General features: G+C 67.3%; 26 protein-coding genes. 10 read left to right on the forward strand and 16 right to left on the reverse strand.

Annotated elements, in window-relative coordinates:
• The first annotated feature begins 51 nt into the window (after nt 1-51).
• Nucleotides 52-717, forward strand: a complete 666-nt coding sequence (locus HFGMBDPB_RS24500) for a Crp/Fnr family transcriptional regulator (RefSeq protein WP_016450151.1) — start codon at nt 52-54, stop codon at nt 715-717.
• 156 nt (nt 718-873) lie between these two features.
• Here the strand turns inward: HFGMBDPB_RS24500 and HFGMBDPB_RS24505 are convergent, their stop codons facing one another.
• The 5 genes from HFGMBDPB_RS24505 to HFGMBDPB_RS24525 form a co-directional block, all read right to left on the reverse strand.
• Complete coding sequence (locus tag HFGMBDPB_RS24505) at nt 874-2,658, reverse strand: putative bifunctional diguanylate cyclase/phosphodiesterase (protein ID WP_212646474.1); 1,785 nt, start codon at nt 2,656-2,658, stop codon at nt 874-876.
• Entirely contained in the window at nt 2,655-4,250 is a 1,596-nt protein-coding gene (locus tag HFGMBDPB_RS24510) for a methyl-accepting chemotaxis protein (protein ID WP_043791256.1), read from the reverse strand. The genes HFGMBDPB_RS24505 and HFGMBDPB_RS24510 overlap by 4 nt, the downstream gene beginning before the upstream one ends.
• A 160-nt stretch (nt 4,251-4,410) precedes the next feature.
• The gene (locus HFGMBDPB_RS24515; protein WP_016453745.1) at nt 4,411-5,025 is read right to left on the reverse strand and encodes an SCO family protein; all 615 of its coding nucleotides are present in this window, start codon (nt 5,023-5,025) and stop codon (nt 4,411-4,413) included.
• Nucleotides 5,026-5,233: 208 nt separating this feature from the next.
• The gene (locus HFGMBDPB_RS24520) at nt 5,234-5,965 is read right to left on the reverse strand and encodes an SCO family protein (protein WP_502757480.1); all 732 of its coding nucleotides are present in this window, start codon (nt 5,963-5,965) and stop codon (nt 5,234-5,236) included.
• The gene (locus HFGMBDPB_RS24525; protein WP_212646486.1) at nt 5,910-6,683 is read right to left on the reverse strand and encodes an SURF1 family protein; all 774 of its coding nucleotides are present in this window, start codon (nt 6,681-6,683) and stop codon (nt 5,910-5,912) included. The genes HFGMBDPB_RS24520 and HFGMBDPB_RS24525 overlap by 56 nt, the downstream gene beginning before the upstream one ends.
• 29 nt (nt 6,684-6,712) lie before the next feature.
• On the opposite strand from HFGMBDPB_RS24525, the gene HFGMBDPB_RS24530 reads away from it, so the two are divergent.
• The gene (locus HFGMBDPB_RS24530; protein WP_016450145.1) at nt 6,713-6,955 is read left to right on the forward strand and encodes a twin transmembrane helix small protein; all 243 of its coding nucleotides are present in this window, start codon (nt 6,713-6,715) and stop codon (nt 6,953-6,955) included.
• A gap of 70 nt (nt 6,956-7,025) precedes the next feature.
• Here the strand turns inward: HFGMBDPB_RS24530 and HFGMBDPB_RS24535 are convergent, their stop codons facing one another.
• From HFGMBDPB_RS24535 to HFGMBDPB_RS24565, 7 genes are all read right to left on the reverse strand, one after another.
• The gene (locus HFGMBDPB_RS24535; RefSeq protein WP_016450144.1) at nt 7,026-7,907 is read right to left on the reverse strand and encodes a cytochrome c oxidase subunit 3; all 882 of its coding nucleotides are present in this window, start codon (nt 7,905-7,907) and stop codon (nt 7,026-7,028) included.
• 70 nt (nt 7,908-7,977) lie between these two features.
• Nucleotides 7,978-8,190: a DUF2970 domain-containing protein gene (locus tag HFGMBDPB_RS24540; protein WP_016450143.1), complete on the reverse strand. Its 213-nt coding sequence runs from the start codon at nt 8,188-8,190 to the stop codon at nt 7,978-7,980.
• Nucleotides 8,187-8,807 (reverse strand): cytochrome c oxidase assembly protein, encoded by a 621-nt coding sequence (locus tag HFGMBDPB_RS24545; protein WP_016453742.1) that lies wholly within the window; start codon nt 8,805-8,807, stop codon nt 8,187-8,189. Before HFGMBDPB_RS24545 ends, HFGMBDPB_RS24540 begins: the two co-directional genes overlap by 4 nt.
• A gap of 28 nt (nt 8,808-8,835) precedes the next feature.
• Complete coding sequence (locus HFGMBDPB_RS24550) at nt 8,836-8,943, reverse strand: cytochrome oxidase small assembly protein (protein WP_016450141.1); 108 nt, start codon at nt 8,941-8,943, stop codon at nt 8,836-8,838.
• A gap of 105 nt (nt 8,944-9,048) precedes the next feature.
• Nucleotides 9,049-10,719 (reverse strand): cytochrome c oxidase subunit I, encoded by a 1,671-nt coding sequence (gene ctaD / locus HFGMBDPB_RS24555; protein WP_016450140.1) that lies wholly within the window; start codon nt 10,717-10,719, stop codon nt 9,049-9,051.
• 35 nt (nt 10,720-10,754) lie between these two features.
• The gene (gene coxB, locus HFGMBDPB_RS24560) at nt 10,755-11,936 is read right to left on the reverse strand and encodes a cytochrome c oxidase subunit II (RefSeq protein WP_016450139.1); all 1,182 of its coding nucleotides are present in this window, start codon (nt 11,934-11,936) and stop codon (nt 10,755-10,757) included.
• Nucleotides 11,937-12,606: 670 nt separating this feature from the next.
• Nucleotides 12,607-13,509 (reverse strand): class I SAM-dependent methyltransferase, encoded by a 903-nt coding sequence (locus HFGMBDPB_RS24565; RefSeq protein ID WP_212646475.1) that lies wholly within the window; start codon nt 13,507-13,509, stop codon nt 12,607-12,609.
• 89 nt (nt 13,510-13,598) lie between these two features.
• On the opposite strand from HFGMBDPB_RS24565, the gene HFGMBDPB_RS24570 reads away from it, so the two are divergent.
• The 3 genes from HFGMBDPB_RS24570 (at nt 13,599) to HFGMBDPB_RS24580 (ending at nt 15,381) form a co-directional block, all read left to right on the forward strand.
• Nucleotides 13,599-14,342, forward strand: coding sequence for a ComF family protein (locus HFGMBDPB_RS24570; RefSeq protein ID WP_212646476.1), 744 nt, complete (start codon nt 13,599-13,601; stop codon nt 14,340-14,342).
• A 52-nt stretch (nt 14,343-14,394) separates the two neighbouring features.
• Entirely contained in the window at nt 14,395-14,892 is a 498-nt protein-coding gene (trmL, locus tag HFGMBDPB_RS24575) for a tRNA (uridine(34)/cytosine(34)/5-carboxymethylaminomethyluridine(34)-2'-O)-methyltransferase TrmL (RefSeq protein ID WP_016450136.1), read from the forward strand.
• Between the two features lie 183 nt (nt 14,893-15,075).
• The gene (locus HFGMBDPB_RS24580) at nt 15,076-15,381 is read left to right on the forward strand and encodes a DUF4148 domain-containing protein (protein WP_016453737.1); all 306 of its coding nucleotides are present in this window, start codon (nt 15,076-15,078) and stop codon (nt 15,379-15,381) included.
• A 131-nt stretch (nt 15,382-15,512) separates the two neighbouring features.
• Here the strand turns inward: HFGMBDPB_RS24580 and HFGMBDPB_RS24585 are convergent, their stop codons facing one another.
• Both HFGMBDPB_RS24585 and HFGMBDPB_RS24590 read right to left on the reverse strand, forming a co-directional pair.
• A complete protein-coding gene (locus HFGMBDPB_RS24585; protein WP_017406698.1) occupies nt 15,513-15,977 on the reverse strand; it encodes a MaoC family dehydratase in 465 nt (154 codons plus the stop codon).
• Between the two features lie 76 nt (nt 15,978-16,053).
• The gene (locus tag HFGMBDPB_RS24590) at nt 16,054-16,683 is read right to left on the reverse strand and encodes a LysE family transporter (protein WP_012203595.1); all 630 of its coding nucleotides are present in this window, start codon (nt 16,681-16,683) and stop codon (nt 16,054-16,056) included.
• 297 nt (nt 16,684-16,980) lie between these two features.
• Between HFGMBDPB_RS24590 and kefC the strand changes: the two genes are divergently transcribed.
• On the forward strand, nt 16,981-18,843 hold the full coding sequence (kefC, locus tag HFGMBDPB_RS24595; RefSeq protein ID WP_212646477.1) for a glutathione-regulated potassium-efflux system protein KefC: 1,863 nt from the start codon (nt 16,981-16,983) through the stop codon (nt 18,841-18,843).
• Between the two features lie 10 nt (nt 18,844-18,853).
• Here kefC and HFGMBDPB_RS24600 read toward each other — a convergent pair whose 3' ends face one another.
• Complete coding sequence (locus tag HFGMBDPB_RS24600) at nt 18,854-19,744, reverse strand: LysR family transcriptional regulator (RefSeq protein WP_016453734.1); 891 nt, start codon at nt 19,742-19,744, stop codon at nt 18,854-18,856.
• Between the two features lie 106 nt (nt 19,745-19,850).
• On the opposite strand from HFGMBDPB_RS24600, the gene HFGMBDPB_RS24605 reads away from it, so the two are divergent.
• On the forward strand, nt 19,851-20,450 hold the full coding sequence (locus HFGMBDPB_RS24605) for a short chain dehydrogenase (RefSeq protein ID WP_212646478.1): 600 nt from the start codon (nt 19,851-19,853) through the stop codon (nt 20,448-20,450).
• Nucleotides 20,451-20,527: 77 nt separating this feature from the next.
• Nucleotides 20,528-20,986, forward strand: coding sequence for a DUF1841 family protein (locus tag HFGMBDPB_RS24610; RefSeq protein WP_016453732.1), 459 nt, complete (start codon nt 20,528-20,530; stop codon nt 20,984-20,986).
• Between the two features lie 75 nt (nt 20,987-21,061).
• Here HFGMBDPB_RS24610 and HFGMBDPB_RS24615 read toward each other — a convergent pair whose 3' ends face one another.
• Nucleotides 21,062-21,736 (reverse strand): c-type cytochrome, encoded by a 675-nt coding sequence (locus HFGMBDPB_RS24615; protein ID WP_016450129.1) that lies wholly within the window; start codon nt 21,734-21,736, stop codon nt 21,062-21,064.
• 116 nt (nt 21,737-21,852) lie between these two features.
• Between HFGMBDPB_RS24615 and HFGMBDPB_RS24620 the strand changes: the two genes are divergently transcribed.
• Together HFGMBDPB_RS24620 and HFGMBDPB_RS24625 are read left to right on the forward strand one after the other, a co-directional pair.
• Nucleotides 21,853-22,707, forward strand: a complete 855-nt coding sequence (locus HFGMBDPB_RS24620) for an AAA family ATPase (protein ID WP_016450128.1) — start codon at nt 21,853-21,855, stop codon at nt 22,705-22,707.
• 8 nt (nt 22,708-22,715) lie between these two features.
• Entirely contained in the window at nt 22,716-23,450 is a 735-nt protein-coding gene (locus tag HFGMBDPB_RS24625; RefSeq protein WP_016453730.1) for a GNAT family N-acetyltransferase, read from the forward strand.
• The last annotated feature ends 23 nt before the right edge of the window (nt 23,451-23,473 follow it).

Consider the following 23,473-nt stretch of genomic DNA (forward strand, 5'->3'; position numbering starts at 1 on the left):
GCCATGCCATCGTCGTCCTTTGCGCCTTCAGCCGTACGCTGCAGCGAATGCATGCGTTCGTCGCACTGCCTGCTGGGGCAACTGCCCGAACCCGCCTTCCTGCAATGGCTGCCGCACATCCGCGAACGCGGCCTGGCCAAGGGCCAGAAGCTCCAGGCGCAAGGCTGCGTTGCCCATGAATTCCAGGTGATCAAGCTCGGTTTCGTCCTGGCTATCCGCCGTGGCGGCGACGGCGTGCAGCGGCCCGTGGCGCTGTTCGGCAACGGCCACGCGCTGGGCAGCCCGGGCTGGCTGCAGCAGCCCTCGGCCATGCACTTCGAGGCCCTGGGTCCGGGGCGCATCTGCTGCGTGGACATCGCCACCATCACGCGCCGCGGCCTGGTCGATGCCGCCTTCGTGCGCGCGCTGGCCACCAGCTACACCTGCAACAACGCCCTGCTGGCGGAATGGGCCCACATCGTCCGCATCCCCGGCGTGCTGCGCCAGCTGGCCGCCACCCTGATGCAACTGGCCGCGCTGCAGTCAAGCCTGCTCGTGCGCCTGCCCAGCCAGGGCGCACTGGCCGCCCTGCTGGCCACCACGCGCGAAACCATTGCGCGCAGCCTTGTGCGCCTGGTGCAACTGGGCGCGCTGGAGCGGCCGGATCGATGGCATTGCGTGCTGCAGCCTGCGGTGTTGTCGAGGATCAGTGGGGGTGGGGTGAGGGAGGTGGGGTGAAGGAGGTGGGGTGCGAGAGGCGTGGCGGTTGATCGGGCGGACCGGTAGGCTTGCCGACCTGTTGCAACATCAAGCGCCAGGTTTGGCAGAACCGCCGTCCCTGCTCACCATCGCTCCCTTCCCATCGCAACAGTCCGCAGTTTGATGCTCAAGCGCCTATTCCTCCTGCTGCGCCAGCAAGGTCGCCACGGGCTTGTGAATCAGCGCGGGAATCTGCTCCGCCGGCATGGCGCGGGCGAAGAGCCAGCCCTGGTAGGCGTCGCAGTCCAGGATGCGCAGCAGGCGCAGCTGCTCGGCGGTTTCCACGCCTTCGGCAACCACCTGCAGGCCCAGGGTGCGGGCCAGCGCGATCACGGCCTTGACGATCTTGGCGTCGGCCGGGCTGTCGAGCATGGGGCCGATGAAGGTGCGGTCTATCTTCACGCGCGAGACGGGCAGATCGCGCAGGTGGGCCAGCGAGGAGTAGCCGGTGCCGAAATCGTCCAGCACCACGCAGACGCCTGCGGCAAGCAGGCTGCCCAGCAGTTCGCGCGCCTGCTGCGGGTCGGTCATGGCGGCGGACTCGGTGACTTCCAGCTCCAGCAGGTGCGGCGGCACGCCATGCCGGGCCAGGCTGCCCATGAGGCGCTGCTGCAGGTCGGCCTGGCGCAGTTGCTGGGCCGAGAGGTTGACCGCCACGCGCAGCGGCATGCCTGCGCGCAGCCAGTCGCCGGCCTGGCGGCAGGCCGCATCGATCACCCATTCGCCCAGCGCGAGGATCAGGCCCGTGGACTCGGCCACGGGCACGAAGCGCTCCGGCGAGACCCAGCCCATCTGCTCGTCGTTCCAGCGCAGCAGGGCCTCCACGCCCTGGACCTGGCCGCCCAGCACCTGCACCTGGGGCTGGAAATGCAGGCTCAGCAGACCCCGGTCCAGGGCGCGCTTGAGGCGTTCGTGCAGCAGCACTTTCTCGGCCATGGCCTCGCCCATGGCGCTGGCATAGCAGGCGTAGGAGGCACGGCCGCGCTGCTTGGCGTCGTACATGGCCATGTCGGCATAGCGCATGAGGGTGGCCGCATCGCCCGCGTCCTGCGGGTAGAAGGCCACGCCCACGCTGGCGCCGAAGTTCAGCGCGTAGTGGCCGATGGCGCAGGGCCGGCACAGCTCGCCCAGCAGCGCGTCGACGCGCCGGCGCAGGTCCGGCCCGTTGCAGGGATGCAGCACGGCGGTGAACTCGTCACCGCCCATGCGCGCCAGCGTGGCCGAAGTGCCCAGCGCGGCCTGCAGGCGGCGCGCCACTTCCTTGAGCACCTGGTCGCCCACGTCGTGGCCATATCCGTCGTTGATGGCCTTGAAGTTGTCGAGGTCCAGCAGCAGCAGCGCAAAGGACGCGGGCCCGGTGCCCGAGCCCGAACCCGAGCCCGAACCCACTTGCACCTGCGCCTGCGAGATCGCCTGCTCCAGCTGCAACCCGAACTGCCAGCGGTTGAGCAGGCCGGTGAGCGTGTCGTGCGTGGCGTGGTAGTGCATGCAGGCCTCCATCTGGCGCAGCTGCGACAGGTCGCGCACAAAGGCCACGGCCACGCCCCCGCCGTGCGGGGAATGGCCCAGGGCGATGTCCACGGACAGGCGCTTGCCGTCCTTGCGCAGCAGCCACAGGTCCCGCCCCTGCCCCATGGGCCGGCGCGCGGGCTGGGCGAAGTAGGACTGCAGCTGCGGCCCATGGGCCGCATGCGCCTCGGGCGGCAGCAGCATCTGCAGCGGACGGCCCAGCAGCTCGGAGGCGCCATAACCGCTCATGGCCTGCATGGCGGGATTGGCCAGCAGGATGCGGCCCTTGCGATCCACGAGCACGATGCCGTCGGGCGCGGCCTCCATGGCCACGCGCTTGAGCTCCTCATCCAGCGCCTCGCACGGCCCGATCAGATGGCCGGCTTGCGCGCTCCAGGCCGACGCCATCATGCGGACGGCCCCTTGCCGTGGAAGACCGATGCCGCAGCCTCCAGCGCCTGAGCCTGCCCGGCCAGCTGCTGCGCGTGCGCGATGGTGTCGCGCGCCAGCGTGGCGTTGTGCTGGGTCATCTGTTCGAGCTGCTGCACGGCGGCCTGTACCTGTTGCACGCCACCGGCCTGGGCCTGGCTGGCGGCCTGCATGCCTTCGGCCAGCAGCAGCTGCTCGCGCATGTCGGCCTGCACGGCGAGCATGGCCTCGCCCATTTCGCGCGCCATGGCGCAGCTTTGCGCCACCTGCTGCTGCGATGCCTCGATCAATGCCTTGATCTGGCGCGCAGCGTGGGCGCTGCGCTGGGACAGGCCGCGCACCTCGTCGGCCACCACGGCAAAGCCCTTGCCGTGCTCGCCGGCGCGCGCGGCCTCCACGGCGGCGTTGAGCGCCAGCAGATTGGTCTGAAAGGCAATGCCGTCGATGAGCGAGCTGATCTCCCCGACCTGGTCGCTGGTCCGGGCCACGCCGCGCATGCCCTGGTCCAGTTGCGCGACCATGCGGCTGCTCTGCCCGGCCATGTCCACGCCATGCCGCGCGCGGCGGGCGGCCTCGCCGGCCTGGGCGCTGCTGCGCTCTATGGCGCAGGCCAGGGCCTGCATGGCCTGGGCCGATTGCTCCAGGCTGGCGGCGGCAGCCTCGGTGCGGTCGCTCAGTTCGGTGCTGCCCTGCTGCACGGCCAGCGCGCAGCGGCGCACCTGGTCGCTCTTGCCCTGGATGTCGTCCACCAGGGAGACCAGGTTGAGTCCGGTCTGCCGCACGGCGCCGCCGATGGCGCCGATCTCGTCCGTGCGCTGCGTGAACAGTTCCCCCGTCTGCTGCCCGCTGGCCACGGCCTGGGCCTGTCCGCGCAGGGCAGCCAGGGGCATGAGCAGCCTGGTGCGCAGCCACTGCCCGGCCGCCACGCAAGCCAGGCTCCAGATCAGCCAGGCGGGCCAGATCTCGGCCAGCGTCAGGGACAGGGGCAAAGCCGAGGCCCAGGCCTGCAGCGACGGCAACCACAGCCCGGCCGATCCCAGCAGCCACAGTCCCGCCACCATGGCCTGCGCCCGCCAGGCCAGCGGCCTGAAGCGCCACCAGCGCTGCAGCGCGCCCGCGGCGCCACGCCCCACTGGGAAGCCCCGGTGCAGGCCCAGCGAGCGCACGCCGGCATTGATCTGTTCATAGAGCGCCGCATGCTGCTGCACCTCGCACGGCTGCGGCCGGGTGCGCACGGACAGGTAGCCGACCACGGTGCCCGCATGGCGTATGGGACTGGCGTTGGCGCGCACCCAGTAGTGGTCGCCGTTCTTGCGCCGGTTCTTGACCAGGGCGCTCCAGGGCAGCCCTCGCTGGATGGTGGTCCACATGTCGGCAAAGGCGGCGGCCGGCATGTCCGGATGGCGCACGATGCTGTGGGCCTTGCCGTAGAGCTCGGCGGCCTCGAAGCCGCTGACGCGGATGAAGGCATCGTTGGCATAGACGATGCGCCCCTTCAGGTCGGTGACGGAAAGAAGCGTCTCTCCTTCGTTCAAAGGGTACTCACGCTGGGTGACGTACACGTTTCGCCGCATGGATCAGGTCTCTTGGAGATGGGCGGGGCGTCGGCATGACGCTCCAGGCGGGGCCCACTCTAAGCAGTCCTGCGGCGATGCACATCAGGGATGGTGTGCCGCATCGCGCCTAAACGCAGCCAATGTGACGGCGGTCACACTGGCTGCGGCGCGCGCAGGATCAGGAACGCTTTTCCTGCAGCAGGGCCTTGACGTCGGCGCCCAGCACCTGCGGGCCGCCGCCGTAGCGCTCGTACACGCGCAGGCGGCCGGCCGTGTCGTAGACATAGCTGCCGGCCGAATGGTCCAGCGTGTAGGTGCCTTCGGTCTTGCCGGGCACCTTCTTGTAGAAGAGCTTGAAATCCTTGGCCACGGCCGCCGTCTCCTCGGGCGTGCCGTGCAGGCCGACGAAGCCGGGGTCGAAGTTGCCCAGGTAGGCCTTGAGCACCTCGGGCGTGTCGCGCTCGGGGTCCAGGGTGACGAAGACGCCCTGCAGCCTGTCGCCATCGGCGCCCAGCTGCTGCTTGACCTCGACCAGCTCCTGCAGCGTGGTGGGGCAGACGTCGGGGCATTGCGTGTAGCCGAAGAAGACCACGACGACCTTGCCCGCAAAGTCCTTGATGCTGCGCTGCTTGCCGTCCACATCGCGCAGGGGAATGTCCTTGGCGTATTCGGCGCCCGTGACATCGACGCCCTGGAAACTGGTCTTGGCCTCGCGCGAGCATCCGCTCAGCGCCAGGGCGCCCCATGCCATGGCGGTCACGCCCAGAAAGCGCAGCGCTGTCCGTTTGTTCATGCTTCCTCAACAAGGTAGTTGCCGCAGGCTGCGTGGCCGCAAAGCCTGCGCGCCGCCCGGGCTGGAAAGGGAAAAGGCGAAAGCGTCTGCTGAAGGCGCTTTCGCACAGCCGCAAACCATAACCCATAACCGCAAGACCCCGGCGCTGCGGGGCCTGCCTGCCTCCATGAGACGGCCTGGCTGCCGGCTCGGTTCCTTGGCGCAGGCCTCAGTCGCCGTCGCCGGGGCGTCCCGCCGTGTCCCACGAGGCCGATGCTCGCAGCAGCCGGTCCAGGTCGCGCTTGGCCTTGCCGGCGTCGGCCATGCCCAGCCCGGCGGGCATGCGCATCATCCAGTGACCCTGCGGGTCCACCACGTACAGGTGGTCCTGCAGCGCATGGCCGGGCGCAGGCTGCAGCCAGCCGCGCAGCACGGCCTCGGGCACGCGCAGCACCGTGGCCTGGGCCAGCGCGGGGCGCAGGTGGGCGGGCACGGGTGCGTCGTCGGAGATGAGCCAGACCCGGTCCAGCCGGTCCTTTTCGCGGCCCAGGGTTTCGCGCAGCTGGCGCTGCAGATAGAGATGGCTTTCGCAGGCGCTGCCGCAAGCCCCGCCCGCCACGCTCAGCAGCAGCCATTGGCCCTTGAGCGACTGCAGCGGTACAGGGGCGCCGTCCAGCGTGGTGGCCGTGGCCGGTGGCAAGGCTGGCTGGTCCGCGATCAGCTCGCCAAAGCTGCGCTGCTGGCCAGGCCGCAGCACGTAGTAGGTGAAATAGGAGGCCACCACGGGCGCGGCGCAGACCGCGAACACGGCCAGCATCTTCCAGCGGCCGCTGCGCGTGCGTTGCGCACCGGCAAGGCCCGGCTGCAAGGGTGGCAGGCCATGGACAGTCATCTCCAGGGGAGTCTCAGGAGCGGGCATGGCGCGGGCGGACAAAGCGTCGGACGATTTGGAACCAGACATACAAAAGCGTGATCAGGGCCGCAAGTCCAAACCATTGGAACGCATAGCCATGGTGTTTCTCGACACCGGCCGTCACAACGGGCCAGTCGCGCCGCAGGCCTTCGCTGGCTTCGCCGGTCTGCAGCAGGCTCCATTCGCGCAGCGGCAGCCCGGAGGCCACGGCCCATTCGGCAATGTCCACATTCTGTCGGATGCGCGACTTTTGCCCATCAGGGTCTGCCCCTGCACGGCCGAATTCGTAGAGCCGGGACGGCGTGGCCTCCATGCGCCCCTCAACGGTCACCAGCCCTTCGGGCGTCTGCACCTCGGGCAGGGCCGTGCGGTCCAGGAAGTTGCGCGGCACCCAGCCGCGCTGCACGGCGATCACCACGTCCTCATGCGGCGCAGCCAGCCGCAGCGGCGTGAGCACGAAGAAGCCCGGCTGGCCCTGCATCTGGCGGTTGTCCAGGTACAGCGTCTGCCCCGCAATCCAGTGGCCCTGCAATTGCACGGGACGGTGCAGCCAGGGCGCGGCTTCGGGGTTCGGCACCGCACCGGGCTGCACGGCTGCCAGCTGGGCGTTGCTCCACGGCGGCAGGCCCTGCTGGCGCTGCACGGCGTCGAACAGTTCCTGCTTGTAGGCCGCGCGCTGCAGCTGCCAGCGGCCCAGGGACAGCGTGACGGCCACGCCGATCAGCGCGGCCAAGGTGATCAGTACAAACCGCCAGCGCTCTGGCATTCTGGAAACACGCACCGGATAATCCACCCATGAAATTCGTGATCGTTCTCGCCCTGCTGGCCATTGTCGCCAGTCTGGGCAGCGCCCTGTTCTTCATGATGCGCCGCAATCCCGAAGACCAGCAGGGAGCGGGCGACGACAGGCGCCGCAGCCGCGCCATGTTCCGTGCACTGGCGCTGCGCGTGGGCCTGTCCATCGCGCTGTTCCTGTGCGTGCTGCTGGCGGCCAAGCTGGGCTACATCCATCCCACCGGCTGGACCGCCGGGCAATAGACAAGCCCCCTGCCACCACAAACAAAAAGAAGCGCCCTGGCGCTTCTTTTTGCATGGGGCCGGATACAGACTACATCCAGTAGACCAGCACGTAGAGGAACAGCCACACCACGTCCACGAAGTGCCAGTACCATGCCGCGCCCTCGAAGCCGAAATGCCGTTCGGCCGTGAAGTGCCCGGCATGCAGGCGCATGGTGATGAAGAACAGCATCAGCATGCCCACGAAGACGTGGAAGCCGTGGAATCCCGTGAGCAGGAAGAAGGTCGAGCCGAACACGCCCGAGGACAGCTTGAGGTTCAGATCCGTGTACAGGTGGTAGTACTCGTAGCCCTGCACGCACAGGAAGACGAAGCCCAGGATCACCGTCATCCACATGAAGGCGATGGTGCGGGCGCGGTGGCCGGCCTGCAGCGCATGGTGGGCAATGGTCAGCGTCACGCCCGAAGTCAGCAGCAGCGCCGTGTTGATGGTGGGCAGCCAGAACGGGCCCACGGTCTGGAAAGGCTCGACACTGTTGGCCGGCGAGGCCGTGGCGCCGGCTGCCATGCTGGGCCAGACGGCCTTGAAGTCGGGCCACAGCAAGGCGTTGTCCAGGCTGCCCAGCGCGGGCACCGAGTGCGAGCGCGCCCACCACAGGGCGGTGAAGAAGGCGCCGAAGAACATCACCTCGGAGAAGATGAACCAGCTCATGCTCCAGCGGAAGGACAGGTCGATTTTGCGACCGTACTTGCCCGACTCGCTTTCATGCGCGGCCTCCCGGAACCAGAAAAAGAGCACGGCCAGCCACCAGACCAGGCCCAGGCCCAGGCTGTACATGCCCCATTCATGGCCGTTGATCCAGTTGCCCGCGCCCAGGATCACGAAGAACAGCCCCGCCGCCGCCATGACGGGATGGCTGGACTCTGCCGGCACGTAGTAGTAAGGCGTTTTGCCGTGGGTGGTTGCACTCATTGCTCAGCTCCTGACATTCTTGGTTCTGTGTTTCCCGTCTATCACTCTCTGTCCCCGATGGCCGCGCCGCTCAGACCACGAGCTTGACCAGCGCGATCAATCCCAGCACCAGCAGGAAGATGGCCGCCAGCCCCACTGCAATCACATGCAGCGGCGTGATGCGCTCCCCGTCCTGCTGGTACTCGCTAGCCCTGCGCACGCCGAACAGGGACCAGGCCACGGCGCGCACCGTGCGCCACACGCTGGGCGGGCGGCGCTTGTCCCCGGGTTGCGGCGCATTCATGAGGCCGGCTCCTGCTTCGGCCCTGCGGCCACCGGCGCATCGCCCGTGGGCGCGGCCGGCGTCCTGCCGCCCACCTCGAAGAAGGTATAGGACAGCGTGATCGTGGTCACGTCCTTGGAGATGCGCGGATCGATCACGAAGGCCACCGGCCACTCGCGCTTTTCCCCTGGCTCCAGCGTGTACTGCGAAAAGCAGAAGCACTCGAGCTTGTTGAAATGCGCAGCCGCCTGGCGTGGCGCATAGCTCGGTATCGCCTGGGCCGCCATGCGGCGGTTCTGCACATTCTGGAATTCGTACATGACCGTGGCCAGCTCGCCCGGATGGACCTGCATGGAGCGCTGCGCCGGCTTGAAGTCCCAGGGCCCGCGCGCATTGGCGTCGAACTCCACGGTGATGGTGCGGCTCTTGTCCACCTGCGAGTTGGCCGGCAGCTTCACATCGCGCCCGGCCGTGCCGTTGCCCGGCACCTGCCGCTCGGACAGCGACAGGATGTTGATGCCCGTGAGCTCGCAGATGTGCTTGTAGATGGGAATCAGCACGTAGCCGAAGGCAAACATGCCCAGCGCCACCACGGCCAGCTTGCCCACCATCTTCGCGTTTTCACTGCGCACGCTCACGGATTGCCCTCCTGTTGCCTTCAAGCGCTCAATGGAGCACGGTGATCTTGATCACGAAGCCGGCCAGAAAGACCAGCGCCACCGATACCAGGATCAGCGCCAGCCGCACGTTGGCTTTTCGTTGCTGTGCATCCATTTTTCTGATCTCCATGACTACTGGCAATCTCTGAGACTGTCGCGCCCCACCCCAGGGGCACCGAGGAAGGGGGAAGGCGCGAAGCGACCCAGGCGGTGGTTCATTTCAGCCTATGACGCGGGTCGCCGTCGCATCCAGCTTGGGCGGCGTCTCGAAGGTATGGAACGGCGCCGGCGAGGGCACTTCCCACTCCAGGCCTTCGGCAGCCTCCCAGGGCTTTTGCGGCGCCTTCTCGCCCTTGCCGCGCATGGCGGGCACGACGACGAAGAGGAAGAAATACACCTGCATCAGGCCAAAGCCCAGCGCGCCCAGCGAGGCCACCATGTTGAAGTCGGCGAACTGCATGGGGTAGTCGGCATAGCGGCGCGGCATGCCCGCCAGGCCCAGGAAGTGCATGGGGAAGAAGGTGATGTTGAAGAAGATCAGCGAGCCCCAGAAGTGGATCTGGCCGCGCGTCTCCGAATACATCACGCCCGTCCACTTGGGCGCCCAGTAGTAGTAGGCCGCGAACATGGAGAACAGCGATCCGGCCACCAGCACGTAGTGGAAGTGGGCCACCACGTAGTAGGTGTCCTGCAGCTGGATGTCGATGGGCGCCATCGACAGGATCAGGCCCGTGAAGCCGCCCATGGTGAACACGAAGATGAAGCCCACCGAGAACAGCATGGGCGTCTCGAAGGTCATGGAGCCACGCCACATGGTGGCCACCCAGTTGAAGATCTTCACGGCCGTGGGCACCGAGATCAGCATGGTGGCGTACATGAAGAACAGCTGGCCCGTGACGGGCATGCCGGTCGTGAACATGTGGTGCGCCCACACGATGAAGGACAGGATGGCGATGGACGAGGTCGCATACACCATGGACGCATAGCCGAACAGCTTCTTGCGGCTGAAGGCCGGCACGATCTGGCTGATGATGCCGAAGGCCGGCAGGATCATGATGTAGACCTCGGGGTGGCCGAAGAACCAGAAGATGTGCTGGTACATCACCGGATCGCCGCCGCCTGCGGGGTTGAAGAAGCTGGTGCCGAAATGGCGGTCCGTCAGCGTCATGGTGATGGCGCCGGCCAGCACGGGCATGACGGCGATCAGCAGGTAGGCCGTGATCAGCCAGGTCCAGGCGAACATGGGCATCTTCATCAGCGTCATGCCGGGCGCGCGCATGTTGAGCACGGTGACGATGATGTTGATGGCGCCCATGATGGAGCTGGCGCCCATGATGTGCATGGCCAGGATGGAGGTGTCCATGGACGGCCCCATCTGCAGCGTCAGCGGCGCATACAGCGTCCAGCCTGCGGCGGGTGCGCCGCCGGGCATGAAGAACGAGCCCACCAGCATCAGGCCGGCCGGGATCAGCAGCCAGAAGCTGAAGTTGTTCATGCGCGCGAAGGCCATGTCGGAGGCGCCGATCTGCAGCGGCAGCATCCAGTTCGCAAAGCCCACGAAGGCCGGCATGATGGCGCCGAACACCATGATCAGGCCGTGCATGGTGGTCAGCTGGTTGAACAGCTCGGGGTTGACGATCTGCAGCCCGGGCTGGAACAGCTCGGCGCGGATCAGCAGCGCCAGCACCCCGCCCACCATCAGCATGGTGAACGAGAACAGCAGGTACAGCGTGCCGATGTCCTTGTGGTTGGTGGCGAACATCCAGCGCCGCCAGCCCGTGGGCGTGGCGTGGTGGTGATGGTCGTCATGCCCGTGCCCATGCTCGTGCTCATGCGCATGTTCGTGGCCCTCGCCCGCAGGGCTGTGGATGGGGGGAAGTACGGCGCTCATGCTGTTATCTCCAATCGCTCATCTGTCTTGCGTGCTCACTGCGCAGGGAACTTGCCGGTGCGGGCGGCCACGAACTCGGCCGGCTGCACCAGCTGGCCGGTCTTGTTGGACCAGTGGTTCTTGGCAAAGGTGACCACGGCGGCCAGCTCGGTATCGCTCAGCTGCTTCCAGGCGGGCATGGCGCCGTTGGCACGGCCTTCCAGCACCACATGCATCATCTCGGCCGTGGGACCCAGGACCACGGGGCTGCCGTCCAGCGCCTTGATGGGACCGGCGCCCTTGCCGTTGGCCTGGTGGCAGGCCGCGCAGTTGGCCGCATAGACCTTCTCGCCGCGTGCGATCAGGTCTTGCAGGGACCAGACCTTGCTGGGGTCGTCCTTCTTGGCGGCGGCGATCTTCTTTTGCTCGTCCACCCAGGCCTTGTAGCCGTCATTGGACAGCACCTTCACGTGGATGGGCATGTAGGCATGCTCCTTGCCGCACAGCTCGGCGCACTGGCCGTAGTAGTCGCCGGTCTTCTCGGCGCGGAACCAGGTGTCGCGCACGAAGCCCGGAATCGCATCCTGCTTGATGCCGAAGGACGGCACCATGAAGGAGTGGATCACGTCGTTGGCCGTGGTGATGATGCGCACCTTGCGGTCCACGGGCACGACCAGCGGGTTGTCCACCTTGAGCAGGTAGTCGTTGGGTGCCTTGGACACATCGCCGCTGTCGGACAGCACGCGGTGGCTGCTGTCCAGCGTGGAGATGAAGCTCAGGCCCTCGCCTTCGCCGTTGATGTAGTCGTAGCCCCATTTCCACTGGTAGCCCGTGGCCTTGATCGTGACATCGGCGTTGGTGGTGTCCTTCTGCGCCACCAGCACCTTGGTGGCCGGCAGCGCCATGAGCACGACGATGATGAAGGGCACGACGGTCCAGACCACCTCGACCGTGGCCGATTCGTGGAAGTTCGCGGCCTTGGCGCCGCGCGATTTGCGGTGCTTCCAGATCGAATAGAACATCACGGCGAACACGCCGATGAAGATCACCGTGCAGATGATCAGCATCATCCAGTGCAGGTAATGCTGCTCGTGCGCGATGCGCGTGACCGCCGGATGAAGGTTGAGCTGATTGACGGCCGGGCCGCCTGGCAGATCTGTCGCCGCATGTGCAAGGGAGCCTGCCCCTGCCACACTCATCAAGCCCCAGAGAACCAGCCTGGTGGAAATGCTTTTCATAGTTTTCACTTACATCTAAGCCTCGGGTTATCCACTCGCTCCGCTGCGCCGGCGTGGGGGCCGCGCAGCCAGACCGTTCAACGCCTGCCCAAAGGGCAACTCCCGGCCTCAACTGTCCGAGCATGCATGAAAGCGCCGCAGATGTGCCTGCGCGCAATCACCAATAGCGTGCCAGCCGGCATCAACGGCAGCTCGGACGTGGGACCAGGATGGGGGCGGGCCGCCATCCCCGCCTGCGCCTGCAGGCGCATGAACTCGGGGGACAGCAGCAAAGTGGATGGGAGGATGCGCGCGCGCCGGCCCTTCAGGGCATGTGTGCCGTGTGTGCCGTGCGGGCCGGGAGCGGATGGAAAGAGGCAGCGCATGCGGCCCAGCAGTGCGGGCAGCAGGGAACACAGGGACAGAAAGACCAGTGCCCGCTCCCAGAGGAGCAGGCACTGCTGCAGCCGGTGATGATCAAACTTGCGGGCGGGCCACTCTTGAATGCGCCGGCCCGTTCTCGTTCCCGTGGCAAAGCGAAACACCAAATCGTCTCCCCTTTCGGCCTGCGGACCGCTGGTCTTTTCCCGGCCCGGGAGAGCGAGCCCAGGGAAAAGCTGTTGTCTCTGTCAGCTCGGGAAAAGTGTAGACGTTTTTGTTTTCGATCAATGACTGGAAAGCGACATTCAGGCTATCGCAAACCCGTGTTGCGCGGCTGGCGCAGCATGCTGCGCATGTCCTCCAGCGACACGGCGCTGCTGGACTCCAGGCGCACGCGCGGCTGCGGCTTGTAGGCATGGCCGTAGACGATCTCGAAGGTCAGCGCCAGCTGTCCGTCGGGGCCGGCCAACCGTTCGCGCAAGGCGTCGTGCAGGCACTGCTGCCAGCGGCGGCCGCGCAGCGCGGCAAAGCGTTGCGGATGGAAGTTGCGGCCGAGCTCGCGCAGCTCTTGCAGCAGCCGCTCGGGCGTGGCAAAGGTCAGCGTGATGTGCTCCATGTCCATCACCGGCTCGCTGAAGCCTGCGTGCACCAGCATGTCGCCCCAGTCATGCATGTCGGTGAAGGCCTGGCCGGCGGGCGGCCAGCCCAGCTGGGCGTAGAGGGCATGCAGCTCGCGCAGCGTATCGGGCCCCAGGCAGGAGAACATCACATAGCCGTCCACGGACAGCGCCTGGTGCCAGCGCGTGATCAGCGCCTGCGGGTCGGCCTGCTGGTGCAGGGCCATGTTGGCCCACAGCATGTCCACGCCGGCGGGCTCGGGCTCGCCGAAGCGCGTGGCGCCCCCGGTCCAGCGCGCGGGCTGCCACCAGCGCGTGCCCAGCTGCTCGCGGGCGGCGGCCTCATGCAGCGGCGAGGCTTCATAGACCAGGCATTCGGACTGCGCATAGCGCTGGCGCAGCAGCGCATGGGCCTGCAGGCCGCCGCGCACGGGCTGCCAGTGGCACCAGCGCTGGGGCGGCTTGACGATCCAGTCCAGCCGCTCCTGCATGCGGCGCGCCACCTCCTCATGCAGCCACGGCGAGGCCGCAGGCGCGCCCTGCTGCCAGCGCAATGCGGCGGCCGGATCGATGGTGGGAGGCAATTCGTGGGACATGGCTGGGCGGGGAATCGGTGCTCCTCAAAAGACAGGCGCCCGGCCCCGGAGCAAAGGGGTGGCGGACGCGGCGCGAGTATATTGACTCCATGCCCAACCTGCCTGCGTCATGGCTTTCGCGCTGGCATGCCGGCCTGCCCGGCCTGCTGCCCAGCCAGTGCGCCGTCTGCCACCGCTGGCCTGCGCGGCGCCTGTGCCAGGACTGCCGCGCACGCTGGGCCGGACCCATGGCGCGATGCGGGCGCTGCGCCATGCCGCTGCCGGCCTGCACCGGCGCCGATGGTCCCCGCACCTGCGGCGCCTGCCTGGTCAAGCCGCCGCCGCTGACGCACTGCCTGGCCGCGCTGGACTATGCCTACCCGTGGCACACGGTGATCGGCGACTTCAAGTTCCGGGGAGATACCGGCCTGGCACGCAGCCTGGCCGATCTGCTGCTGGAGTTGCCTCAGGCGCGCGAGCAACTGCAGCAATGCGACCTGCTGCTGCCCATGCCGCTGTCGCCGCAGCGCCTGCGAGAGCGCGGCTTTCACCAGACCCTGGTGCTGGCCCGCGCGCTCTGCAGCGCATCCACCCGGGGCAAGCTGCGGCACCAGGCCGTGCAGCGCGCCCACACGGCACAGGCCCAGCATGACCTGCCGCGCGCCCTGCGCCTGCGCCAGCTGCGCACGGTCTTTGCCGTGCCACCTGCGCAGCTGGCCCACGTGCGCGGCCGCAAGATCCTGTTGATCGACGATGTGATGACCACGGGCGCCAGCCTGCATGCGCTGGCCACCTGCCTGCGCCGCGCAGGCGCGGCCGAGGTCAGCGCCCTGGTGCTGGCGCGCACGCCCTGACCGCAGGGGACCGGGGCCCGGGGGCATCTGCCGCCGCGAGACAATACGGGCCATGTTCCATATCGTTCTCGTCGCGCCGGAGATCCCGCCCAATACCGGCAATGTGATCCGTCTGGCCGCCAACACCGGCTGCAGCCTGCACCTGATCGAGCCGCTGGGCTTTTCCATGGAAGACCGCCTGATGCGCCGCGCCGGCCTCGACTACCACGAGTACGCGCCCGTGCGCCGCCATGCCGACTGGCAGGCCTTCCTGCAGGACTGCCGGCCGGACCGCCAGCGCATGTTCGCCATGACCACGCACAGCAGCAGTCCCGCCCACGCCATCGGCTTCCAGCCCGGCGACTGGCTGGTGTTCGGCTCCGAAAGCAAGGGCCTGCCCGCCGAGGTGCGCGAGCAGTTCCCGCCGCAGCAGCGCCTGCGCCTGCCCATGCTGCCGCAGCAGCGCAGCCTGAACCTGTCCAACGCCGTGGCCGTGACGGTGTTTGAAGCCTGGCGCCAGCAGCAGTTTGCCGGCGCCGCACTGGCCGAGGGCGCGCCCGGCGCGGCCTGAGCGACCGGCCCGGGTCGGCGGAAAGTTCCCCGCCGATTGTTTCAACCGCTGAAAAAGCGCATTGCCAATCCAAGGGTTTATCCCGATTCCACACCGTCCTACATTTGAGTCATGGGCTCTACGTTACCAAGCGATTTCCGCAAGGAACGCCCTGTCCCAGAAACAAAACAAAGGACTTGAATCATGAAGAACACCCGCCGTTTTGCCGTCCTGGCCGCCCTCACCGTTTCCGCCTTCGCCGCCCAGGCCGCCGGCTTCGACTACGCCGACAACAGCAGCTACCCGCCCGAAGTGAAGACCCAGAGCACGCTGACACGTGCCCAGGTCATGGCCGACCTGAAGGCCGCCCAGGCCAATGGCACCATGCCCTCCGTCGCCGAAGGCTACCTGCCCATCCAGAACACTGCCACCGCTGGCGTGAGCCGCGAGGAAGTGCGCCGCGAGGCCGCCGCTGCCGAGCGTTCGGGCCAGCTGAACTTCGGCGCCTGAGCCCCAGACCCCGCAACCGCTGCCACCACGCAGCCAGCCCGCAGGTGCCGCCTGCGGGCTTTTTTCATCGCCGGGCCGCCCCAAGATGAAAAGCTCCCTCTTGGGAGGGCAGCGTGGGGGTCAGTTTTCATTCAGGCCTTGGCGCCGTAGTTGCGGGCCACGGACTCGGCCACGCAGGCGGGCTTGTCCGCGCCTTCGCGCTCCACGGTCACCAGCCAGGTCATCTGCAGCCCACCGGGCTCGATGGGCTCGGCGGCCTGCAGCGTCAGGCGCGCGCGCAGGCGGCTGCCCACGGGCACGGGCGAGGTGAAGCGCACGCGGTTGAGGCCGTAGTTCACGCCCATTTGCGCGCCTTCGATGTGAAAGCAGCTCTGGAAAAACTGGGGAATCAGCGACAGCGTCAGAAAGCCATGCGCGATCGGCGCGCCGAAGGGGCCCTTGGACGCACGCTCGGGGTCCACATGGATCCACTGCTGGTCGCCCGTGGCATCGGCGAACAGCTGCACCTGCTGCTGGGTGATGGTGATCCAGTCGCTGACGGCGACTTCCTGCCCCACGCAGGCACGCACTTCGGAATAGGAATGGAAGGTTTTCATGCCCCAAATGGTAGGGGCCGGTGCCGCGCGCTCCATGTCGGGCGCGCGACAGGCTAGGGTTAGCCCAGGGAGGGGCTCAGCGCGAGGCGCGCTGCACGAAGAACAGCCCCGTGCCCACGGCCATCAGCAGCGCGCCGAAGACCCGGTTCTGGCTGCGCACGGCACGCGCGCTGCGCATGAAGCCGCGCAGCGCGCTGGCGCTGGCCGCATAGCCGTGCATGACCATGGTGTCCACGGCCAGCATGGTGGCGGCCAGGATCAGCAACTGCAGCCACAGCGGGCGGCTGGTGGTCATGAACTGGGGCAGCACGGCCACCATGAAGATGATGCCCTTGGGATTGGTGGCGTTGGTCAGGAAGCCCGTGAGCACGCGGCGGCGCACGCTGAGCTCGGGCATGGATTCCTGGGTGGCCAGGGGTGCGGCACCCGAGCGCCATTGGCTGATGCCCAGGTAGATCAGGTAGCACGCGCCGACGATCTTCACGGCGTTGAACGCCCATTCGGAGGCCAGCAGCAGCGAGCCCACGCCCGCGCCGGCGATCAGCAAGATGGTCAGCAGCCCCAGCTGCAGCCCGAAGATGGTGGCGCTGCTCTTGCGCACGCCATACGACAGGCCATGGCTCATGGACAGCACGGCGCCCGAGCCCGGGGAGACCGCAATGATCCAGCAGGCCACAAAGTAGGCGATCCAAGTGTGCCAATCCATGCCAAACACCTTAAAAATACGGAGCAGGCCGGCATCTTAAAACCGTGCGGCCGATCTGGCGCACTGCCGCGGCAAAGCCGGATGGGGCGGTGAAGCATTCGGTGGCATTTTTCATCGCCGGGCCGCCCCAAGATGAAAACGGCCCCCTCGGGGGGCGCCCGGCCAGGGGCAGCGGACCTAGCGCAGCAAAGGGAGCGTGGGGGGCATTTTCAACCCTGTCAAAAAGCTGACCCAGCTGTGAGAGTGACACAATCAATCACCCCAGGGTAAACACCAACTCCAAGATCCCTAGCTTCCATGGAACACAGCGCCCCCATCTGGCTGACCTACGGCTTTCTCTATCTCACCGCCGCCGTGCTGGCCGTGCCCATTGCGCGTGCCCTGGGCCTGGGCGCCATCATTGGCTACCTGGGTGCCGGCATTGCCATGGGCCCCTGGGGACTGTCGCTTGTCAGCAATGTGGATGACATTCTTCATTTTGCCGAGTTCGGCGTGGTGCTGATGCTCTTCGTGATCGGGCTGGAGCTGCAGCCCAGCCGCCTGTGGGAGCTGCGCCGGCCCATCCTGGGATGGGGGCTCGCGCAGATGCTGGCCTGCACGGGCGTGCTGTTCCTGGCGGCCTGGGCCTTCGGCTTTTCCTGGCGCGTGAGCCTGATCGCGGGCATGGGCCTGGCCCTGTCGTCCACGGCCATCTGCCTGCAGGTCATGGCCGAGCGCAACCTCATGCGCACGCCCAGCGGCCAGGCCGGCTTTTCCATCCTGCTGTTCCAGGACGTGGCCGCCATTCCCATCCTGGCGCTGATCCCCATCCTGGGCGCGGTCAAGGCCGCCAATGCCACGCACACAGACAGCCACCTGTGGCTGCAGGTGCTCAAGACCGTGGGCACCATCGCCGCCGTGGTGGTGGGCGGCCGCCTGCTGCTGCGCCCCCTGCTGCGCTGGATCGCCCGCAGCCGCACGCCCGAGATCTTCACGGCCACCTCGCTGCTGCTGGTGGTGGGCATTGCCATGCTGATGGTGCAGGTGGGCCTGTCCATGGCGCTGGGAGCCTTCCTGGCCGGCGTGCTGCTGGCAGACAGCGAGTACCGCAGCGAGCTGGAGACCAACATCGAGCCCTTCAAGGGCCTGCTGCTGGGCCTGTTCTTCATGGCCGTGGGCATGAGCATCGATTTCGGCGTGCTGCTGCGCGCGCCCTGGGCCATGGCGGCCATGGTGCTGGGCTTTCTGGCGCTCAAGGGCGCCGTGCTCTACACCCTGGCCCGCGTGCTGAAGCTGCCCTGGCGCGAGCGCCCGGTGTTCACCCTGCTGCTGGCCCAGGGCGGCGAGTTCGCCTTCGTGGTGTTCCAGACGGCGGCGCAGTACAAGGTGTTCCACCACAGCATTTCGTCCATGCTGGTGGCCGCCGTGGCCCTGTCCATGCTGATCGGCCCGCTGGTGCTGGTGCTGATGGACAAGCTGCTGCTCCAGCGCTTTGCCGACATGAAGGATTGCCAGGTCGACGGCGCGGGCCAGGCTGCCAGGCCCCATGAAATATCGGAGCCGCAGGACGCGCAGATCATCATTGCGGGCTTTGGCCGCTACGGCCAGATCGTGGCGCGCGTGCTGCTGACCCAGGGCGTGCCGGCCACCATCCTCGACCACAGCGTGGAGATGCTGGAAGTGGCCCACACCTTCGGCTACCGCGTGTTCTTCGGCGATGCCACGCGCATGGACCTGCTGCGCATTGCCGGCGCGGACAAGGCGCGGGTGCTGGTCATTGCCGTGGACTCTTCCGAGCAATCGCTGAAGATCGCCGCCCGCGTGCGCAAGCGCTTTCCGCACCTGGAGATCGTGGCCCGCGCGCGCGACATGGCCCACTGGTACCAGTTGCGCGACCTGGGCGTGCGCCATGTCGAGCGCGAAGTCTTCGAGTCCAGCCTCGTCTCGGCGCGCACCGTGCTGGAGCTCGCTGGCCACAGCCCTGCCGAGGCCCGGCGCACCACCGCGCGCTTTCGGGAGCACAACCTGCAGCTGATCGAGCGCATGTACCCCCACCACAAGGACCAGGCCCAGCTCATTGCCGTGGCCAAGCAGGGCCGCCAGCAGCTGGTCGAGCAGATGGCCAAGGAGCGGCAGGAGGCCCAGGCGCAGCAGGAGAAGGAGCAGGCGCCCGCCCCCTGAAAACCGGGCCTCAGGACGCGCCCAGCGCCTGCACCATGTGGTCCACGAACTGCGCCAGCTTGGGCAGTTGGCGGCGGTCCGGCAGATAGACCAGGTGCACCGGGCGCGGCAGTGGCACGCAGTCCTGCAGCACGGGCACCAGCCGGCCCGCGGCCATGTCGGCGGCCAGCAGCACCTCGGGCTGCAGGATCAGGCCCAGGCCGCGCAGCGCCGCATGGCGCAGCCCGTCGCCGCTGTTGCAGCGCAGGCGGGCATCGTCGGGCCACTGCACCGGCGCCGAGCCGTCGCCGCGCAGAATCCATTCCGATCGGCGCTGCCAGACCGCGTAGCTCAGGCAGTCATGGCGCGCCAGATCGCCCACGCCACGCGGATGACCGCGCCGCCGCAGGTACGAAGGCGCCGCCGCGATCACCATGCGATAGGGCTGCAGCGGCCGCGCCACCAGGCCTTCGCCGCCCACGGGGCCGATGCGCACGGCCACGTCGATGTTCTCGCCCACCAGGTCGACCATGCTGTCGCTCAATTGCAGATCCACGCGCACCAGCGGATGGGCCAGTTGGTAGTCGGCCACCAGCGGTGCGATCACATGGTTGCCCAGCGTGGTCGGCGCGCTGATGCGCAGCAGGCCCTGGGGCGCGCTGCGGCTGCGCTCCACGGCCGACTCGGCCCAGCGCAACTGCTCGAAGACCTGGCGGCTGTCCTCGTAGAAGCTGCGCCCCACCTCGGTCAGGCTGTGGCGCCGCGTGGTGCGCTGCAGCAGGCGCGCGCCCAGGTGGGCTTCCAGTTGCTGCACATGCTTGCCCACCATCACGGCCGAGATGTCCAGGCGCCGCGCGGCCTGGGCAAAGCTGCCGTCCTCGACCACGGCCATGAAGACCTCCATATTGCGCAACTTGTCCATGGATTGCCAACCAATGCTTAGGAGTACAAAAAGATCCGGCTACTTTATGCCATCCATGATTTGCAAAACACTGGAGGCCTGTTCACCCCCTCAGAAAGAAAACCGCATGAAGATCCTTCTCATCGGTGCCTCCGGCACCATCGGCCGCGCCGTACAGGCCCTGCTGGCCCCGCGCCATGACATCGTCACCGTGGGCCGCAACAGCGGCGATCTGCGCGCCGACTTCACCCAGCCCGAGACGCTGCAGAAAATGTTCGAAGCCGCCGGCCAGGTGGACGCCATCGTCAGCACGGCCGGAAAGCTGCACTTCGGCCCGCTGTCCGAGATGACGGCCGAGCAGTTCAACTCCGGACTGCAGGACAAGCTGCTGGGCCAGGTGCGGCTCGCCCTGCTGGGCCAGCGCTGGCTGCGCGACGGCGGCTCCATCACGCTGACCAGCGGCGTCGCCGCCACCGAGCCCATCCGCCACGGCGCCAATGCATCGACAGTGAATGCCGCGCTGCACGGCTTCGTCACCGGCGCCGCGGTCGAACTGCAGCGCGGCCTGCGCATCAACGCCGTGAGCCCCACCCTGCTGACCGAATCGGCCGATGCCTATGGCTCGGTCTTCCCCGGCTTCGAGACCGTGCCCGCCGCCCGCGTGGCCCTGGCCTACCAGCGCAGCGTGGAAGGCGCCCAGACCGGCAGGGTCTTCGAGGTGCTCTGACCTCTTCTTGCGGCGGGCCCTCGGCAAAGTCCTTGCGTGCCCGCCCAAAAGGGCCGCGTGCTACGCTGCGCGCCACCATGTTCAACCCCACCCAAGCCGATGTGCGGCGCTTTTTCTGCGGCGTGCGCACCAAGATGCTGAGCGGCGCGCCGATGGAGGCCATAGAGACGCTGGCCAGCCTCTGGATCGCCGAGCATCCCGAGTATTTCGATGACCTTGCCGACGTGGACGCCGCCCTGCTGCGCGACTACGACGCCACGCCCGGCGTGACCAATCCGTTTTTGCATCTGTCCATGCATCTGTCCATCAGCGAGCAGTGCAGCATCGACCAGCCGCGCGGCATACGCCAGGCCGTGGAGCTGCTCAGCCGCCGCCTGGACTCGCTGCACGACGCCCACCACGCCACCATGGAATGCCTGGGGCAGATGCTCTGGGAAAGCCAGCGTTCGGGCCGCCCGCCCGATGGCGAAGCCTATATCGCCGCAGTCCAGCGCCGCGCCACGAGTGACGGCGCCAAGGCCACGGGCGGCGCATAGCGCCTCTGTGCATCACCCTCAAGACAAAGCCCGCGATTGCGGGCTTTTGCTATGGGGTATGGGGCTGCGCGCGATTCACTGCGATTTGTGGCCCAGGCGGAAATGGGGCTGCGGCAGGGTCTGCAGCTCGCCATCGAGGCTGCCGATGTAGTTGGCCAGCGCCTTGAGTTCGCTGTTGGTGAACTGCTTGGCAATGCCGGCCATCACGCCGTTGCTGCGGCCGATATGGGGGTTGCCTTCGGTCTTGTAGGACTTGAGGGCGGAGTACAGATAGTCCGCATACTGGCCGGCCACCTTGGGGTAGCTGGGATCGATGGGTTTGGAAAAGCCCTGGCCGTGGCAGGATACGCAGGCGCCCTTTTGCAGCAGCGCGGCGACCTGAGTGCTGGGCTCGCGGACCTTGGCGTCGGCGGCCTTGGCCACGCCATGCTCGGCGTAGTAGGCGGCCACGTCGGCCATGTCCTGCTCGGTCAGCGGATCGGCAATGCCGCGCATGGTGGGATGCTTGCGTTCGCCCTTCTGGTAGGCCTGCAGCGCGGCCACGATGTAGGGTGCGCCCTGGCCGGAAATCTTGGGGACCTTGTACACCTCGGGGAAGCTGGCCTGGTAGCCCTGGATGCCATGGCAGCCAATGCACATGGCGATCTTCCCCTCCCCTGCCTTTGCGTCACCTTTGCTTTGCTGGGCCTGTGCCACAGAGGTCACAGATGCGACAGCCAGCGCCAATACCGTGGTCAAAGTTTTTATCATTTTGCGCGCACAATCCTTCAAGAGTTCTGACGGATGCCTACTGCTGAGCGGGTAGCGCGAACGATTATGGCAGTCACCGTCAAGCGTCCCCATCAATACTTACGCTGATACCGCCCATGAAATTTCAAGGTTCCGAGAACTACGTCGCCACCCAGGATTTGATGCTCGCGGTGAATGCCGCAGCCACCTTGCAGCGCCCGCTGCTGGTCAAGGGAGAGCCCGGCACGGGCAAGACCATGCTGGCCGAGGAAGTGGCCGCCGCGCTGGACATGCCGCTGCTGCAGTGGCACATCAAGTCCACCACCAAGGCCCAGCAGGGCCTGTATGAATACGACGCCGTCAGCCGCCTGCGCGACTCGCAACTGTCCGACATCGACGGCGGCGAGCGCGTCAAGGACATCCACAACTACATCGTCAAGGGCGTGCTGTGGCAGGCCTTCACGGCAGACCGGCCCGTGGCCCTGCTGATCGACGAGATCGACAAGGCCGACATCGAATTCCCGAACGACCTGCTGCGCGAGATCGACCGCATGGAGTTCTACTGCTACGAGACGCGCGAGATGATCCGCGCCAAGCACCGGCCGCTGGTGTTCATCACCTCCAACAACGAGAAGGAGCTGCCCGACGCCTTCCTGCGCCGCTGCTTCTTCCACTACATCAAGTTCCCCGACGCCGACACCATGCGCCAGATCGTGGCCGTGCACTTCCCCAAGCTGCAGGGCGAGCTGCTGGCCGCCGCGATGAAGGTGTTCTACGACGTGCGCAACCTGCCCGGCCTCAAGAAGAAGCCCTCCACCAGCGAGTTGATCGACTGGCTCAAGCTGCTGGTGGCCGAGGACATTCCCGTGGAATCGCTGCAGACCGCCGAGGGCAAGGTCTCCGTGCCGCCGCTGGTGGGCGCCCTGCTCAAGAACGAGCAGGACGTGAGCCTGTTCGAGAAGCTGGTCTTCATGAACCAGCGCAACCGCTGAGGCCAGCCATGCCGGATTCCAAGCCCGACACCGAAGGCCCCGACCACGCCGGCGCAGAATCGCGCGTGCCGGCCATCACCGGCCAGGTCACCACCATCCCCGTGGCTGGCGCCGTGGCGCACCAGGGCTTCGTGCAGCCCGTGGTAATGCGCTTCAACGGCGTGCGGCTCGAGCCCCTGGCGCTCAGCCATGAAGCGGGCCTGCGCGAGGCCGTGCAGGACGGCCAGCTGTGGCGCATCCGCGTGACCTCCGCGCCCGAGCCCGACGACGTGCGCGCCTATATCGAGGCCGCGCTGGAGCAGCGCAGCCAGGGCAAGCGCTTCGCGTTTGCCGTGCTCGACGACGACAGCGGCCGCGTGCTGGGCACCAGCAGCTACCACGACATCCTGCCCGAGGTGCGCCGCGTGGAGATCGGCTACACCTGGTACGCGCGCAGCGTGCAGCGCACCCATGTCAACACCTCGGCCAAGCTCATGCTCATGGGCCATGCCTTCGACACGCTGGCCTGCCATGTGGTGGGCTGGCGCACGGACTGCTTCAACTTCGCCAGCCAGCGCGCCATCGAGCGCCTGGGTGCCAGGAAGGACGGCGTGATCCGCGGCCACGCGCTGCGCCGCGACGGCACCATCCGCGACACCGTGATGTACAGCCTGCGCAGCGGCGAATGGCCCGAGTCGCGCGCCCAGTTGCTGGACCAGTTGCAGCGCCATTCGGACGGCAGCACCGCCGTGGCGCGCACATGAGGGCGCGTACGCAAGGCCCCCGG

The organism is Delftia sp. PE138, from assembly GCF_018320755.1.
Classification (GTDB): domain Bacteria; phylum Pseudomonadota; class Gammaproteobacteria; order Burkholderiales; family Burkholderiaceae_C; genus Comamonas; species Comamonas tsuruhatensis.